The organism is Pseudomonas sp. FeN3W, from assembly GCA_030263805.2.
In the GTDB taxonomy this organism is placed as follows: Bacteria; Pseudomonadota; Gammaproteobacteria; order Pseudomonadales; family Pseudomonadaceae; genus Stutzerimonas; species Stutzerimonas stutzeri_G.
On record CP136011.1, the window covers coordinates 804,081 to 819,735 of the forward strand.

The window sequence follows — 15,655 nt, forward strand, 5'->3', positions numbered from 1 at the left end:
CACGGATTCAACCATGCAGCCCAATCTTGATCTTCATCTACAAGACCTTGAGGCGAATGTTTTTCATCAGTCATGTGAGGACAGGGCGCTGGCTGCGGTAATGATTTTGCGAACGACCTATGAAGCTATCCGAGAGACGGGTGCGCGTGGCCATCGGGCCTTGAACGATAGTCTCGTGAGGGCAAAGGGCCTCATGCTCTTTCACGAAAAGCGGCCACTACCACATTCGGTTCTGCATGAGCTCCTTGAGATCATCCCGGTAGATGTGAAGCTGCTTGAGGACTGGGTTCAGGAACCAAGCCTTGCACCTTTGCTCATCCATCTTGTCGATCAAATCGTCGACCAGCAGGCCTTTTTTGATGAGGATGTTGAACTCGACGAACTCATGAGAATGATTGGTAATGCCCGCCGCTTTGACGTTATCATTCAATTACTTGAGGGGCTTCTGTCGCAAGAAGCTCAATATGGCGAGATCCCCGCGCGCACTTTTGCCAAGACGCTGACCATGGCATGCAAGTATGAATGGGCGCCGGTAATCGATTGGGGCATCGAGCACGACCATCTGCTAAGTGAAATGAGCTGGAATTATGAGCTTCGTTCTAGCTCATATATGAGTGACGGTATCATGCTGTTTCGCTCCGGAATGGGGGGGTTCGGCACATGCATAATGAGACTTACGCACCATTCAGCTCTCGATGATGAACTGCTGATTAGAGAGAATTTGTGCGGCATTTCGCTCAAAGCAAGAGACATACGTGAAGGCCAGTTGAATACCACGGCGCTGGTGCATTACCTTTATCATTGCAAAACACCTGAGACAAATTTACGCACATTTGATGATGAAAGGCTTCAGGAGTATTACGCACCTGCTATTTCATCACTCCATCTTCTTAATGCAAATGTTAATTCAAGCGACGTTGACCGTGCGCTAATTAGCATTCGCGTCGATGCCTTTCGCTTTTATACGGTTACCGAAGCGCTACTTATGCGCTGTGTCGATGATTTCGATAATTTCACTCGGATTATTGATCTGCATGTAGCAGACAGAAGTGATGTACCTTCGGATTTTATGGCCAAGGTTTTCGCTAAGCAGTTTGAGCACGCGGCGAATAACTTCTACTCGATACTGAAGGTCGTTGAAAGCGCACAGAAGCATGGCGTTGACCTGCTCGGCGATCCATATAAAACTACAATAGTTGATAAATTTAATAGTTTCCAGAGGTACGGATACGGGGCAGATACACATCTTAGGATAATGGAAAGCGCAAGTCTTTTTGATATTTTGCCGCGTGACAACTTAATAGAGAAAACTGAATCACTTTATACAAAGTCATCCACAGAAATAAAAGACAGGTTCGATAGATTAGCACCCATGTGGCTTTTCAAAGCCGTGCCTGCCATGAAAAGGCGAGCTTTGTCGGCGGGCTTGGATATTTAACAACAATCCCAGCATTGACGAGATTGTTTATTTTTCTCGATAATGTAAGTCATTAGCATATTGTATCATAATTCGGGGCTTGCCTTGTACAGCATTCACAACAAACACAGCGCATTGATTGAGGCTGAAAACAAATTATTTGGTTCCATTGACCCAAATGAGCAGCTTTCTTTAGTCGTTCAAATGTCAGACCTCATTGACCAAATAAGAAACACAGGCATGGCAGGGCATGTTGCTCTCACCCAAAACGCCAAAAGGGTTCAGAAAAACCTGATGTCTATTGTTTTTGGTGAGAAACAATCCATTTCACATGAAGTTATTGAGGCAATCCTGGGTGTAGTTCCAATTACTGCATCATTTACGCTTGCCGCCGCATCATGCCCAGCCTATCACCCTGTTCTTGGTGCCGCCGTTGAAAGTTTGATAGCGCAGCAGGCATTCGATTCAGCTATTGACGGTGCAAACTACACCAGGATAGTAGAGAAGCTTTTTTTCATAAACCAGAATGAGCTCGCCTATAAAATACTTGATGCCGGATTAGTTTACAACTCGGAGAGCGATGAGCCGCTGTCTAGAGAACTGGCCTCTCTTGCGGAGGAAGGCATCGAAGAAAAAAACGAAGCAATGCTGTTTTGGCTTAGGAAAAATGAAAATATTTTAGCCAAAAGTGTTCACTTCAAAACATTCCGTGAAGGCTTCATGTTGAGCCATGTCTTTGAAATGAATGATCTGGGGCTGAAAGTTCTTGCTCAAGAAGTCGCTAAAGTTACATCGGCAAGCGCATATGGAGACGAGTTATACAGGCGAGATGTTGAAATTGGCATAAAATTAACTGAAGAAGAGGTTCTTTCTGGAAATTTACCAATCGAACCATTGCTTATATATTCCTATTGCGCACCATCCCTGAAATTTCCGCTCCATGCATTACATGGCTATACAGTGAGTATGCGTGAGATAAACGAAATTTCAGCCTGGATCCCTAAAAGTGCCTCAAATGAACGTTACCACGAAATTAATAAAACTTTGCTTTGCAATTGCATAATTAAAAACAAGGATTTTGAGGACTTCATTGAGACATTTATTGATAATGAAATAGGTCTTCCTGAAAATTACTTACAAGATGTTTTTGATTCTTTTCACCCTAAATGCATCAAAAGCCTAAACGAGATAATGCACTTCGCCGGGATGGCGAACAAAAGAGGTGTGAGAGTTGATAATCTTGCCTACCGCGAAGAAATTGATGATCTTTACAAGAGATCATCTCAGTCCTATGGGCCTGATCATCATTTAAAAGTACTTAAGAGAAAACCTTTTCACGAACTGATTACACCTGATTTGCTCGTGAGAATGACTGAGTTCAATTTTTTAAAGTCCAACGATTCACTTAGAAGAAAAATGTTGATGGCCTCCCCACCATGGGTTGTCGAGGCAAGCCCGATGCTTCGAAAGCAACGTATTTCAAATGAGTTTGGTCTATAGAATCGCGATAAGGATGGTGCAAAGGTATACTCGATATAGGTATATTGACGCTAACATCTTTTCCATCACCCGATACGCCCTCGGAAACCAACATGAAGCTCGCGACCCTTTTGAAATCCCGGCGTTTCCTGCCATTTTTTGCAACCCAGTTTCTCGGGGCGTTCAACGACAATTTGCTCAAGCAGACAGTCATTCTTTCGATCATGTTCTACATGGCGGGGGAGGGTGATAGCCATGCTCTGATTAACCTCGGCGCTTTTTTGTTTATCGTTCCGTTCTTTCTACTGTCTGCCTGGGGTGGCACCCTTGGAGAGCGAATAGAGAAATCCAGGCTGATCAAATCACTCAAACTGCTTGAGCTTGGGGTTATGGCACTCGCTAGCGTAGGTCTCATGCTTGATAGCGTAAGCATCATGCTGCTGGCGCTTTTTGCCACAGGTGTCCAGAGTGCTCTATTTGGCCCGGTCAAATATGCACTGTTGCCGCAACACCTCAAACCTAATGAGCTTGTCGCTGGTAACGCCCTTGTAGAGACAGGCACCTTTCTAGCCATTTTGGTGGGAACCCTGGCAGCGGGCGTGATGATGGCTGAATCTGATTATCGCTATCTCATCAGCCTCAGTTTGTTGGCGGTAGGCCTTTTAGGCTTGCTTTCGAGTCTATTGATACCCAAGGCTCCATCACTAAGCACAGAGGCTGGCCCAATAACCTTCGGAGTCATAAAGCCAACCATGGAAACGCTGAAGGTTGGTTTTGGGCAAAAACTGGCCGTTTCGCGATCCTTGCTTGGCAATAGCTGGTTTTGGTTCATCGGCGCCATCTACCTGACCCAGATACCCGCCATGGTGAAGTTGAACATGGGTGGGGATGAAACCGCAGTCTCGGCGATGCTGGTAGCCTTTTCCATCGGTATCGCAGTAGGATCACTGCTTTGCGAAAAGCTGTCCTATGGCAAGGTAGAGATTGGCCTGGTGCCGCTCGGCTCTGTTGGCCTTACCGTTTTCGGCTTACTGCTGTACCACCATCTCAATCATTTTCAAATCAGTGAACTACCCCTGGACTGGAAATCGATGCTGGAAAGCCCCCTGGCGCTGCTGGTGCTCTTAGACATCAGCATGCTGGGCGTATGCGGCGGGCTTTACATCGTGCCGCTGTATGCGCTCATTCAGAGCCGTTCTGAACCGGGCTCAAGATCCAGAGTGATTGCCGCCGCAAATATTCTCAATGCCCTATTTATGGTCATTGCCTCGGCGTTAAGCGTCGTTGTGCTATCCGTATTGCAGTGGAGCATTCCAACCCTCTTGCTGGTGGTCGCAGTGCTGAACGCGGGGGTCAACGCCTACCTGTTTAAAATCGTTCCAGAATTCATCATACGTTTCATGATCTGGTCTCTATCGCACACGATCTACAGAGTCAGGCATCAAGGCTTGGAAAATATCCCGGATGAGGGATCTGCGCTCTTGATTTGCAATCACGTATCGTTCGTAGATGCCCTGATCATCATGGGGGCTGTTAAACGACCCATCCGATTCGTGATGTACTACAAGATCTTTCGCTGGCCTATTCTTTCTTTCATTTTTAAGTGGTCAGGGGCCGTACCCATTGCAGGAAAGAATGAGGACATTGAACTCTACGAGAAAGCCTTCGACAAGATTGCACATCTCCTGGAGCAGGGGGAGTTGGTTTGCATTTTCCCAGAAGGCCGTTTGTCAAGTGATGGGAATATTGGAAAATTCATGCCGGGAGCCCGCAAAATTCTGGATCGCACACCGGTTCCAGTCATACCAATGGCCCTCAATGGATTGTGGGAGAGCTTTTTCAGTAGAGCGCCCACGAGAAGGCCATTCAAGCGTATCTGGTCACGTGTTGAATTGATGTCAGCCGACGCACTGCCAGCGAACACCTCTACAGAGCAAATGCGTGAATCAGTGAGTAATTTGATCGCAAAAGAGCTTAAATAGCCACTTTTAGAGCCTTTTATCAAACTTTCCGATTTGCGCTTGGCGCGGGGTTAATGCTGAGTTAGTATCAGCCCCTGCTTTCTGAAGGGATATAGGTCATGAGCTACACCATGTACATGCTCAAGGACGGGCAGATCGTAAGAACCACTGACTTCCTTCAGTGGGCTGCCTGGCGTGAGGAATTCAACCCAACCATTGCGGCTACGAGGCTGTCCAGCCTTGGTCTTACGGTAAGCACAGTGTTTCTTGGCATTGACCACAATATGCAATCGAAGGGCTCGCCGATCCTTTTTGAAACCGCTGTCTTCAAGGATGATGGAGAAACGGATATCACTGCACGCTATGCCACAGTGAGTGAAGCAAAAAAAGGGCACGATCAGATTTGTACACAGCTCATGAAAGAAGCTGATCGGAGTTGAGGCGAGAACTTTTAATGGATCCCTTTTGAATCTTAATCGGTGGTGACGAAACAATTAAATTCTATTAAAATCGTGCTTCTAGTGCGTTAGCGCCTTGGTCATTTTTAGAAGCAGGTTTCTCATGAGCTTTTCATGGCTTAAATTTATAATCCTCTTAAGTGCGGCATGGTTTATCGGCCAGACTAATGCAGAGCCCATGATCACGTGGGATCAAACTAATATCGTCATAAACGATAGAGTGTTTAAGCTTAGAGTCGCAGACACTGAACTGAAGCGTCAGAAGGGCCTGATGAACGTCACTGAGATGCCGCTGGATGCTGGCATGCTTTTTGTATTTGATGTGCCTGGAAAATACTGCATGTGGATGAAAAATACCAAGATCCCACTCACGGTCGCCTATCTCGATAAAGATGGCAATTTTATTGATCGCTATGACATGACGCCAAATGACCTTACCGCCCATTGCACAAGTGGTGAAGCCAAGTATGCCGTAGAGGTCAATCAGGGTGTAATTTAGCATTACATTTCAAAATCATAGTGCAGTAGTTTTTTCAATAAGCACTTGTCTCTTGTCATGGCGCGTATTTGCTGGCTCGAAAAAACTTTAAATAGTATTCTCTCGTATTCTCTGCTCGAAAGAATCTTAAAGGTATCTGCCTCTGGTTGAGACATCAAAAATGCTAGGTTTAATATTCCGACAATCGTTCCTTCTTTTTCAATTGCTACGTCCGCAGCCTCACTGATTCCTGATGGGCGGTCACCAATTTTACCCATTAAACCCATTTTGCAAGTGGACGGCCAATACCCCTCTTTGATCATTTCGACAAGAACATGCATCCTACCAATCTTGGGAAGCAGCACGATATCTATCGGAGCAATTTCAATTCTTTTCCTAATACAATCTTCATTAATTTTTATACTTTTTAGATCTGAAACAGTCTTAAGGCTTATTTTGGTCGCATGATCAATCAAGTCCTGATTCATCAAAAAGTGCTGATAGTGTGTAATGCCCTGGAGTGCTATGAGTATTCTTGGATTTGATCTAACTACCTTGTATACAAACTCCAGCGTGATTAGATCCTGTGGAATGTATTTGACCACATGAGCATTCACTAAAAGAGCGCTTTGCGCCAAATCGAGATATCCAGGTGTGGAGCAAGGGATGTCCTTGATTGTGTCTGGAATGCTACTAATGCTTGATCGAAGCACATCCATGCTTCGTAGCGTTTGCGGTATCTCCATGAGGTTGCCAAACAGGCTATTCATCCATAGAAGAGCCGTTTCATGATTCTGATATTCTTTGGGAATCTCTTCAAAACGCTTATAGTGATCGCGAGCCAAGGACTGCTTTAATTTTTCGTAGTCATACGACATTTGATGCTCAATGCACGGCCAGAATCGAAAAGACTTTAACACGGGTTGACGTTCGTCACAGACATTTCTAACGCAGATATTGACATTGGTCAATCCCGGTAGTATATTGAGCATACCAAACAACATGGACGCTACCGATGAAATCTATTGCCTTTGCTGCAATGCTGCTTGCAACTAACCTGATGGCTCATGCAAATCCAACCCAATCGCAGGATAGCTGCACGATCTACGGCCCCAACGTCTGCAAAGAAGCCACTCTGTTGCAGGCATCCCTGGAGGATGTACTTCCATTGAGTGTAAGTGAAATGCTCACCATGGAGAAGGTTGCTGCAAACCACAATGAATTGGTCATCCTGGTTCGCGTACACGGGGAGGAAGGCAAGAAGCTTCGCAACGCCATTGCAACAGACCCCGATCATGGCATCGCCCTAAAAACCGCGACACAGGACAGTCTCTTCCGCAAGTCATGCTCGGGGGATCAGGTCAACGCGTTTATTTCCAATGGCGGCAAGGTGACCTATCAACTTCTGCATGAGGACAACGCGCAGATGATGAAGGTCAGCATCATGTCCTGCACGCAGCCGCTTGGTGATGCAGCCTAAGCGAGAACCACGAATGAGGCAGGTATTGGGCTTGTCTCGCTCACTTTGTTGATTCAGGGATGACCATGAAAGCACCCAAGCCTCTACTACTGCTGTTGATGATTTGTGCACCCCTTGGAGCGCTTGCTGAAAGTAAGCGTCTGACGTGTTCCTGGCTGGAGCAGGAAAATGGCTTGCACGAAGGAGTTGTCCAAAAGGTATCGCCTGCATCTTGCATGACGCAGGGAGCAAACCTTGGCAAATCTGACGATATCGAGGGGCGACTTGCTAAAGCCAATCCCCCAGAATGCCCATTGGGCTTTAACGAGGTGAACAAGCAGTTTGACACAGTGAGCTTTGCTAGCAGTAAACGAACCTTTTTCGTTGTTGCTCGCTATTGCACAACGGGTGATGATCGCATTACCCAGACGGCTACGCATGAGCAAGTGTACGACTGAAGTTTCACTACAAAAAGAAAGGGGCCTTTGGCCGCTCCTAGTAACCCGATCAAACCTACTCATTTAGATTTGAGAGGCGCACCCCGAGCGCGCTTTGGGTGCTAATGGTTAAGGCACGTTGCGTCTAGAACGGTATCTGTTCCGGAATAAATGAGGATCGCAGACGATGCAAAGCTGCTCGTTTCCTTGCCTCATTTCGCGTTGACGTGTACCACTTTCCGTAAGCTGTCATGGTCTTTTTTAAGGCCTTGGATTCATCTTTCCTACCATCCTCTGGCGGTAGGAAAGTGCAAGGCCGACCCACAACAGTTACAACACTTTGACGCGGCAGGCTATCTTTCAAGCCCATGCCACGTCTGGCAATCACCAGGCCTGCGGCCTGGTGAACGCTTTGATTGGTTTGATTCAGGTATTTCAGTTTGCCGATAAAGCTGGTGAAGGCCGGGTTGATCTCAATGACCTCGACACCTTCTTTGAAGGCGCGTGTCTTGATGATCGAATTGAATTTACGATACACCAGCGCGCTAACTACTTTGTTGAGTTTCGCATCACCCGGCTTGCCTTTTTGCATCCCCGCCTTTTTGAGTGTGAAGTCGAGCTTCTCAATCACAATCGGCTTTCCAGCTGCTTTTGCTTTAGCCACGATCTCAACCGCAGCAAGCTGCAACCGAGTAGTTGTTTGCGGGCTGGTGACGTCCTCGCCATTTCTGAAATAGAGGTCGGCGCAGCCGACCTTGTTGCCTCTGGCATCCACTTCCGTCACAGCCAGATGATGATTATTCAGATCAATCCCGATGGCGCCGTTGCGCCTGCTGGTCGTTATTGGTTGACCTGGTCGCTCGGTGGTGACCAATACACGCCAACCACGTTTTTCATCACGGACAAAGCGATAACTAATTGCCTGGCCATAATCTGCCAGAAACTGTGATTCGCGCTGAATCGGCCCTATGAAATAAGGATCTTTGGCAGCCTTGCGGTGCGCGGCCTGCAATGATTTTCTTGCTTGGTTCGAGAGGATGGCCTGCTCTAGCCAGTGCTGATCATGACTGAATTTGACATCGGTGACGTAACAATACTCGCCATGCGCGGCTTTCAGCGCGTTCGGCAGGCGGATCTTCAGGGTATAGAAACCATCATCCTGAGCGATAATAACGCAGCCCTGACAGCCGCTGGTTTCGTCCTTGGATCCGAGCACGAAGAATTGACTGCTGCGCTCGCGGCGCCACCGCTCCTGCCACTCGGCGTGATCTTTTAGGCCATTTTCTTCAAGGTTGAACTGTTGCCTGAAGAGCTTACGGCTACCCATGCAGATCGAGGGGCGCTTGGTATCGAGCATGTGCTCGAAGCGCGCCTTGCGCGCCTCCAACCGTTGAATCCTGGTTTTGTGATTGCGAATGGCACTGTAGAGCAGGCCGGTACGCTTTTGATTTCTGGGCTGCTCGACCTGAACCAGCTTTTGCGCGATGCGTTTTTGCTGGCCCGCAATCTTAGTCGAACCGTCACGGATGTAGTTCTCTAGATTGCTCAACTGGGATTCAACTTTACCCTCGGCGCTGCGCAGCAAGGCATTGAACTGCCGACCCGTGATCCCATGTTCTTTTAGGAATAGGGGTTTATTGATCTTTTCGCCTTTGCAGAGCGCCGCTATCGCGGCCCGCTCCAGGCGAGAATAGAGCTCGGCGTAAGCATCCAAGGCCGAAACCACGGCATCGTCCAGACCACGCGGCAAGCGAGTCTGGATTGTTGTCGTGCGGGTTGGAAGTTGGTCATTCATGGTTGTAAGATTAAGGCAACTTGTCGTTATTTCAAGCCGCCTTCCTGTTTTTATGTGACCTGGCGCCATAAAGCCTGGCAGAGAATACCGTCATTAACTCGATTACATCAGCGACCAGTCGATTCTCAAGCGTGGTTTGTTCTGGTTCTTCAAGGATCACGACTTCGGTCTGGTTGAGTTTACACAACTCGAAGACTATGTCCGCACCAAACCGTAACAGCCTGTCCTTGTGCATCATAACCAGAGTAGAAACCTGTCCGAGTGCGATCATCTTGAGCAACTTCTTGAACGATTTCTTCTGGTAATTAAGGCCACTACCCAAGTCGGACAAAAGCTCAACGTCAGAATAACCCGTATCGAGACAGTGTTGCTTAAGTCTAGCTCGCTGACGTTCTAGATCGGCCTTTTGGTCATGCGAAGAGACTCTGTCGTAAGCCACAACCTTGCGCTGATCAGGCAATGATTTGCCGCACAGGCTGTTGAGTTCCAACAATGAATATCGGCGGTGATTCCCATATGTTCGAAAAGAGGGTCGCAAGCCACCCTCTTTCTCCCACCGCCGCAATGTGGAAACCGAAACACCAAGTAACTCGCTCGCCTGACCAATAGAAACATTCTGCATGACTAAGTACCATTCTTATTATTATGTCAAAATGGTAGCAATGAGTAGGTTTGATTGTAAGCTCAGCCTGCTGCTAAAGCCCCTTTTTCTATAGTTTGAGATCGGCACTTACAAACTCTTTTTTATCCTTTGCTGATAATTTGTTCATATGTTCGATTCCAAGAAACCCATCCTTAATCAATGCCTTGATATAAACTTTGTTTTTTGGGGCTACTGATAACAATTGCTTTTCAGTCATGCAATGCATAATCAATTTACAAATTGACTCTACTCCATATAATGGATTGCCATCATGTTGCCGCTTGTTAAAGCGCGCCTCCAGGTGGAAAGGGGTATTCTCGGAAATCGGTGATCTTTTCTCTCTCATCAGCACTATTTCTGAATATATAATAGCAGCAGAAAGATTCAGCTTTTCTTGGTAACTATATTCATTTTTATTATTTTCTGAGCTTTTTGATTCTAATTTATCATATATAGACACAAGCTCTGTGGCTTCTTTTTCATCCTTTAGCGCATCTACAAAAGACTGAAACCTGGTAAAGCCTATTTTTACAGAATTTTCAAGTAAATTGCCACATGCTTTATGAATCTTTTCATCACCACCGCTTAACTGAAAATTGTGATTATTTTCACTGAGAGCATCACAGGTGAGCATCGATGCAATAGTTCCCGTGAAGGTGGTGCCGTGATTATGACTATCCAAAACGTAAAGAAAATTCGGTATTTCTACAAGCTTTTTAACTAGACCACTAAACCTTTCTGCAAGGTGAGGGCGCTCATAGAGCCAATCACCATGGACAATTGAAAGAAGCAATTGGCCGTTAGGCAATGAAATAAGAGGCTGAGGATCCAGCTTTTCAAGCACGTCGAGACATTGCCCCGGAACCCTCTCCATCAATTGGCCAAAGAGCTCTCGATCTTCTTGATTGAGCTTAAGTGACTCAATGGAATCTAGGTATTTTTTGCACGCAGCCTTGTATATGGATAGATCTTGAATAAAATCCCCGTGTGGTTTTCTAAAAATTGAATGCCAGTGGGCAAGGCGAGATGGGGTCTCCCCGAAAACACTGTCCAGCTCCTTGAATATAGGTTCAGCCTGATGTGTGTTGTAAGGAACCATTGTTTGCGAGATGGCCTCCATGACATTATTAAGCGCCAGTTCATCAGACAATCCGTGCTCATTTACCAATTGACGGTACAGTGCCGCAGCTCCCTTAAATCGCTCAGTTTTCTTTGAAATATCTTCAAATGTGTCTTGATCTTGAATGGTTAGATAGATCCACTCGCTGAGATGTTCTTTGGATGCAAAAGATGCTGCACGCGAGAGCATCTCGTAAAGCTCAGGTCTTAGAACGTCGAAAGAACTAGAAAAGGACTTGTACATGAACGCCCCCCACGCAGGATTGCCCTGAACCCCATCCAGGTTCCAAACCCCGTTCTGCTCAGCGATGCGCATTAGCGTCATGTTACGAAAGTTGATTCCCACTAGAAATACACAGCGCAGCATTTCACTATGCATAGCGGGATCGTTTCGATGCAGGTCGAGAACCTCCTGCAATACAGCAGCCTTCTCAGGTGATCTGACATAGGCGAGCGTTATCTTGTGCTTACTGAAGGCGTTTTGTGCGTTGACGTAGTCGAAATCGGGGTCGTATGGGTTGTGCATGTCATTTACCTTTAGGCTTTTGACTATTATGCAACATGAGTGGCATGCTCGAACACACCTTTGGTATGCGTGAATGCATCCTGTACTTTTTACCCCTTATTGCATGTGATGCTTTTGACGCAATCCTGGCTCTGGGTAATTAAATGATGAAACGAGGAGAGTGGATAAAAAGTATTTTGGCTGGGTTTTGAAGCTGCAAAAGGCGAATCAATAAAGATAATTGAGAAAACAGAATCCGACATAAATGTGATGAAGGCTGAAATCCAAAAACTTACTGAGACTCTACCGATAGCCATAAAACGAGCTGAATCGCTACGCAACCTATGGAAGCTCAAGGCAGCATCAGAGATGGATTATTTAAATCTTGAGCAGCAAATAATTGAGATGAGACAGAATCTGGAGCGATCTAGATTCGAGTTGAAGTCTCTTGAATCATCACTGAATCAGGCAAAACAATCCTTAAATCGGTTAGTCGCTGAAACCAGAACCAAATTTGCGGGTGAATATAACGAACTAAGCGCGCAGCTTGCATCTATCCAGAGTCAACTGACTAAGGCGAATTCTCGGAACCAAAATACCGTTCTTAGAGCCCCTGCTGACGGCTATATACAAGGCCTTGCTGCTTTCACAGAAGGCGGGGTCGTGAGGGCGGCAGATGTTCTTGCCAATTTCGTTCCATTGCAGGGAGGGCTTGAGGTTGAGGCATTTGTTAGCAACCAGGATATAGGAAAAGTCAGGGCGGGCCAGGATGTAACAATAAAACTTGATGCATTTGACCTTACTAAGTACGGAGTTATAAAGGGAAAAGTAGAACTGGTGTCCAAAGATTCGCAATTAGATGAGCAAAAAGGTTTGATTTACTCAGTGCGTATATCGTTTAATGCTGGTCATGAAGAGAATAAGATGATTGAGGTAAAGCCTGGGATGTCTTTGGTTGGCGAAATTACAACTGATGAACAGTCAGTGCTTGATTTCTTTGTCAAAAAGCTAATAAAGAATATTCTTGAGTTCGGCAAATCTGATAGACAAAAGCTTTAAACAGCAATATGGCTCTCAAGAAAAAGCGTAACTGGATATGTAATAAAATAAAAGGCATGCAAATTCGGAGTGTTAAATGAAAATTTTGCGGATAATAATTTTATTAATAATTGCTGTTCCATTGTTAATTTATACTTACTTTGGATATCAAGATCGTAAACAGATTTCTGACCTTAATGAGATCTGCAAAATGTACCCAGAAATAGAATATATTTCTCCGAAAGGTCTAGGCATATTCAGCGGAAGGCACATCTATTTGCATAGAAATTCAGGGCCATGGGCTAGAATATTAGGTAAATTTGATGAGTACTACAAGTTCAATGGCGTTAAGGAATTTATATATCCGTATGACATTGATAATGAAACATTAAGCATAATGGAAAAAGACGTTTTGAAAGACTGGGTAAGAACTAAAAACGTTGAGGCATGTGACGGAGGATATTATGTCAGCGTTGATGGTAAAAAAAGCCTATGCGTTGCTAAAAAATTCAATACAGGCAAAGACGCAACAATCATTTCAACAGACTCTGGAATAATTAGCTACCCCACGGCGAGAGGGGGGAAGATAGTAACTACCACAGCCAGGCTTGTTATAAACGAGCATGGCAGATCATTATCAGAATCATCTGAGAAACTGTTGTTTAGAGAACATATGCTGTTTACCAATAACATCAATCCTTTATCTGGCACAGAGTTAGTTAAAACCTGCGGAGCAAAACAATAATGATTAAAGATATTTTTAAGAAAGCTTTATTTGCAGAACTTTCATAATCCGCAGCGGAACAGCAGCAAATCCAGACAGCTATAAGTGCTGCGTGGCGTGAGAGAGATTACGATTAGAAGCTGGAATGCATTAGTTGAACCACATGAGGAAAGCGCTGACTCGCCAGGGATGGATTTTGTAGTAACATGCAAACACGACACTCGTTGAAACCCCACTTCTGATTTTAAGCACAAGTTCTCAAAGGATCACCCCATGCAAATCACCACCTCCCTGCTAGCCCTAGGCCTCAACGCAGACAACGAACCAGCCTGCATCATGCTGCTCCCAGAAAGCCTGCCAGAAAACGCCCTCGACCTGACCAAGATCGAGAGCGCTACCCTGACAGACCTCTCGCTCGACCTGCATTTGACTGATCAGACAGTATCGATCATGGATCTGACCGACGCGTGCAGGGGCGCCGCGCTGCGTGGTCTTCCGCTAATAGTGCTTGACCCAGGCAAAGAGTATGAGTGCTTAATAGAGATAAAACAGGGCTAAAGCCATGGACAATGCAAACAACAATAAATGGTCATCAAAATTGCTCGACAAGCTTGGCATCAAGCAGGCAGTTTTTGAAACCAAAAAAAGCAATCCCCTCAGTCAACTCGCTATGGCAACGGCACTTAGCATGTGCATGGGTGCTGGTGCGGCGATGGCCAGCGAGCACCAGGCGGGATTTGATGGCCAGCCGCAAGCACCCATTACTGCCGAATCTCTTACACAGATGGTGATGGATGCTCAAAAGGCCGAGGCTGAAACCAGCAACGACAAGCCAGAGCTTGAATCAACATCTGATGCCATCGAGGGCTCTGCACTTGGCGCGTTAGGATTCAAGAAGAACCAAAGCACAGCAGAAAAGGCCGCAGCCGTTGGTGGAACACTGCTTGATTTGGCAAGCAATCCGCAGAAGGCGCTGATTGAAAGTGGTGGAAGGCTGCTGGCAGGGTCTGTTGTCGGCGGGGTTACCGAATCTTCAGAAACGGGTATTTTTGCCGCTGGCCTAGTAGGCACAGCCATTGCTGTAGGCTCTGGCGGCATCATGGCTATCCCTGCCGCTTATGGTGGATACAAGGATATTTCCGACCGTATGGAGCGAAATGCCGAAGTAAAGCTTCAAGCCAAACTCAGCGAGGTCAATGAGCGCACCACCAGGGTAGGGCTTGAGACCAAGTTCAGCATTCAGCTTGAGGAAAGGGAAAAGCGAATGGGCGCTTCAGAGAAAGACAGGCAGTGGGACAACGACAGGATGTTCGAGCAAGCATCTGAAGGCCATAAGCTCGGCTTCATGCCCGTGTTCGTCCAAGATCGCATCAAGCTTGAAGAGATGGTTAAGCAGGCCGGTGGCGAAACCGAGCCCTGGTATGATCGCTTCGAGCAATTTAAAACGGAATTTAATGCCGAGCAGCAATTGAGCTCGCCGGACGGCTCGGATTTTCTTGGGAAAGCCAAACAAATTCAATCGGACAACATTTCCCTCGCCAGCAATTCCGGTTTTTTGAAAAATCTGTCCATGGAAAAAGCGAAAGAGTCGAGCCTTCGATTAGGCTAATATTGACAGTGCGTCAATAGGTGCGTATATTCAAAGGATTCTGGAAGGAATCCTTATGAAACGCTCTATTTACGCTCTTTCTGCGCTTTTTGCTGTGGCCACTCATGCCTCATATGCGCAGGCCAATGTGCATACCGGCATTGGTGAACAAGTCTTTTCCTGCCAGTCGAGCCCCTACGACATCTGCGCCCTCGCATCAAGGATGGAAGTTTTTTTGAATCAGCGTCTGCCGATCAAACGAAATGAGTTGGTGACGATTGAAAAAGCCCAAGCCACCCGAAATGTTGTGACCTTGGTGCTTCGCCTTGATGAGGCCAATGGGAATGAATTTCGCGATGCAATCAGGAGCAACCCTGATGATGGCGAGACCATGAAGCAGATGGTGGTGGAGCAGATCAGCAAAGAATCATGCAATGACCGCAATATCTTTGACTTCATCGGTCAGGGCGGTGTCCTCAACTACCGATTCCTCTACGCTGATGACGAAATCCTTTCGACTGTGAGTATTTCTTACTGCGAGAGTTAATGGCCAA

Annotated in this window: 16 protein-coding genes; 12 read left to right on the top strand and 4 right to left on the bottom strand. The window is 46.3% G+C overall.

The window, feature by feature from the left end; genetic code table 11:
- Nucleotides 1–13 precede the first annotated feature (13 nt).
- From P5704_027885 to P5704_027905, 5 genes are all read left to right on the top strand, one after another.
- Nucleotides 14–1,438: a hypothetical protein gene (locus P5704_027885; GenBank protein WOF81700.1), complete on the top strand. Its 1,425-nt coding sequence runs from the start codon at nucleotides 14–16 to the stop codon at nucleotides 1,436–1,438.
- Nucleotides 1,439–1,522: 84 nt separating this feature from the next.
- Nucleotides 1,523–2,917 carry a hypothetical protein gene (locus P5704_027890; GenBank protein WOF81701.1) on the top strand — a complete coding sequence of 465 codons (1,395 nt, stop codon included), beginning with the start codon at nucleotides 1,523–1,525 and terminating at the stop codon, nucleotides 2,915–2,917.
- 92 nt (nucleotides 2,918–3,009) lie between these two features.
- A complete protein-coding gene (locus P5704_027895; GenBank protein WOF81702.1) occupies nucleotides 3,010–4,878 on the top strand; it encodes an MFS transporter in 1,869 nt (622 codons plus the stop codon).
- Between the two features lie 98 nt (nucleotides 4,879–4,976).
- Complete coding sequence (locus tag P5704_027900) at nucleotides 4,977–5,297, top strand: hypothetical protein (protein WOF81703.1); 321 nt, start codon at nucleotides 4,977–4,979, stop codon at nucleotides 5,295–5,297.
- Between the two features lie 121 nt (nucleotides 5,298–5,418).
- Complete coding sequence (locus P5704_027905; GenBank protein ID WOF81704.1) at nucleotides 5,419–5,814, top strand: DUF192 domain-containing protein; 396 nt, start codon at nucleotides 5,419–5,421, stop codon at nucleotides 5,812–5,814.
- Nucleotides 5,815–5,816: 2 nt separating this feature from the next.
- Here the strand turns inward: P5704_027905 and P5704_027910 are convergent, their stop codons facing one another.
- Complete coding sequence (locus tag P5704_027910) at nucleotides 5,817–6,671, bottom strand: hypothetical protein (GenBank protein WOF81705.1); 855 nt, start codon at nucleotides 6,669–6,671, stop codon at nucleotides 5,817–5,819.
- Nucleotides 6,672–6,808: 137 nt separating this feature from the next.
- On the opposite strand from P5704_027910, the gene P5704_027915 reads away from it, so the two are divergent.
- On the top strand, nucleotides 6,809–7,273 hold the full coding sequence (locus P5704_027915) for a hypothetical protein (GenBank protein WOF81706.1): 465 nt from the start codon (nucleotides 6,809–6,811) through the stop codon (nucleotides 7,271–7,273).
- A gap of 65 nt (nucleotides 7,274–7,338) precedes the next feature.
- Complete coding sequence (locus P5704_027920; GenBank protein WOF81707.1) at nucleotides 7,339–7,710, top strand: hypothetical protein; 372 nt, start codon at nucleotides 7,339–7,341, stop codon at nucleotides 7,708–7,710.
- 124 nt (nucleotides 7,711–7,834) lie between these two features.
- On the opposite strand, the gene P5704_027925 is transcribed toward P5704_027920, so the two are convergent.
- The 3 genes from P5704_027925 to P5704_027935 form a co-directional block, all read right to left on the bottom strand.
- The gene (locus P5704_027925) at nucleotides 7,835–9,484 is read right to left on the bottom strand and encodes an IS200/IS605 family accessory protein TnpB-related protein (protein WOF81708.1); all 1,650 of its coding nucleotides are present in this window, start codon (nucleotides 9,482–9,484) and stop codon (nucleotides 7,835–7,837) included.
- Between the two features lie 31 nt (nucleotides 9,485–9,515).
- Nucleotides 9,516–10,106: an IS607 family transposase gene (locus P5704_027930; GenBank protein WOF81709.1), complete on the bottom strand. Its 591-nt coding sequence runs from the start codon at nucleotides 10,104–10,106 to the stop codon at nucleotides 9,516–9,518.
- Nucleotides 10,107–10,194: 88 nt separating this feature from the next.
- On the bottom strand, nucleotides 10,195–11,772 hold the full coding sequence (locus P5704_027935) for a hypothetical protein (protein ID WOF81710.1): 1,578 nt from the start codon (nucleotides 11,770–11,772) through the stop codon (nucleotides 10,195–10,197).
- A gap of 219 nt (nucleotides 11,773–11,991) precedes the next feature.
- Here P5704_027935 and P5704_027940 point away from each other — a divergent pair, with 219 nt between their 5' ends.
- The 5 genes from P5704_027940 to P5704_027960 all read left to right on the top strand — a co-directional run bounded on the left by P5704_027940 (nucleotide 11,992) and on the right by P5704_027960 (nucleotide 15,648).
- Entirely contained in the window at nucleotides 11,992–12,810 is an 819-nt protein-coding gene (locus P5704_027940; GenBank protein WOF82227.1) for an HlyD family type I secretion periplasmic adaptor subunit, read from the top strand.
- A 76-nt stretch (nucleotides 12,811–12,886) separates the two neighbouring features.
- Nucleotides 12,887–13,534 (top strand): hypothetical protein, encoded by a 648-nt coding sequence (locus P5704_027945; GenBank protein WOF81711.1) that lies wholly within the window; start codon nucleotides 12,887–12,889, stop codon nucleotides 13,532–13,534.
- 252 nt (nucleotides 13,535–13,786) lie between these two features.
- Entirely contained in the window at nucleotides 13,787–14,071 is a 285-nt protein-coding gene (locus P5704_027950) for a hypothetical protein (protein ID WOF81712.1), read from the top strand.
- 4 nt (nucleotides 14,072–14,075) lie between these two features.
- Nucleotides 14,076–15,122: a hypothetical protein gene (locus P5704_027955; protein ID WOF81713.1), complete on the top strand. Its 1,047-nt coding sequence runs from the start codon at nucleotides 14,076–14,078 to the stop codon at nucleotides 15,120–15,122.
- 55 nt (nucleotides 15,123–15,177) lie between these two features.
- Nucleotides 15,178–15,648: a hypothetical protein gene (locus P5704_027960; protein ID WOF81714.1), complete on the top strand. Its 471-nt coding sequence runs from the start codon at nucleotides 15,178–15,180 to the stop codon at nucleotides 15,646–15,648.
- The last annotated feature ends 7 nt before the right edge of the window (nucleotides 15,649–15,655 follow it).

Coding starts and splice junctions, on each gene's coding strand:
- P5704_027885 (WOF81700.1), top strand. CDS start 14: ATGCAGCCCAATCTTGATCTTCATCTACAAGACCTTGAGGCGAATGTT.
- P5704_027950 (WOF81712.1), top strand. CDS start 13,787: ATGCAAATCACCACCTCCCTGCTAGCCCTAGGCCTCAACGCAGACAAC.
- P5704_027945 (WOF81711.1), top strand. CDS start 12,887: ATGAAAATTTTGCGGATAATAATTTTATTAATAATTGCTGTTCCATTG.
- P5704_027955 (WOF81713.1), top strand. CDS start 14,076: ATGGACAATGCAAACAACAATAAATGGTCATCAAAATTGCTCGACAAG.
- P5704_027925 (WOF81708.1), bottom strand. CDS start 9,484: ATGAATGACCAACTTCCAACCCGCACGACAACAATCCAGACTCGCTTG.
- P5704_027905 (WOF81704.1), top strand. CDS start 5,419: ATGAGCTTTTCATGGCTTAAATTTATAATCCTCTTAAGTGCGGCATGG.
- P5704_027895 (WOF81702.1), top strand. CDS start 3,010: ATGAAGCTCGCGACCCTTTTGAAATCCCGGCGTTTCCTGCCATTTTTT.
- P5704_027900 (WOF81703.1), top strand. CDS start 4,977: ATGAGCTACACCATGTACATGCTCAAGGACGGGCAGATCGTAAGAACC.
- P5704_027930 (WOF81709.1), bottom strand. CDS start 10,106: ATGCAGAATGTTTCTATTGGTCAGGCGAGCGAGTTACTTGGTGTTTCG.
- P5704_027920 (WOF81707.1), top strand. CDS start 7,339: ATGAAAGCACCCAAGCCTCTACTACTGCTGTTGATGATTTGTGCACCC.
- P5704_027910 (WOF81705.1), bottom strand. CDS start 6,671: ATGTCGTATGACTACGAAAAATTAAAGCAGTCCTTGGCTCGCGATCAC.
- P5704_027960 (WOF81714.1), top strand. CDS start 15,178: ATGAAACGCTCTATTTACGCTCTTTCTGCGCTTTTTGCTGTGGCCACT.
- P5704_027935 (WOF81710.1), bottom strand. CDS start 11,772: ATGCACAACCCATACGACCCCGATTTCGACTACGTCAACGCACAAAAC.
- P5704_027915 (WOF81706.1), top strand. CDS start 6,809: ATGAAATCTATTGCCTTTGCTGCAATGCTGCTTGCAACTAACCTGATG.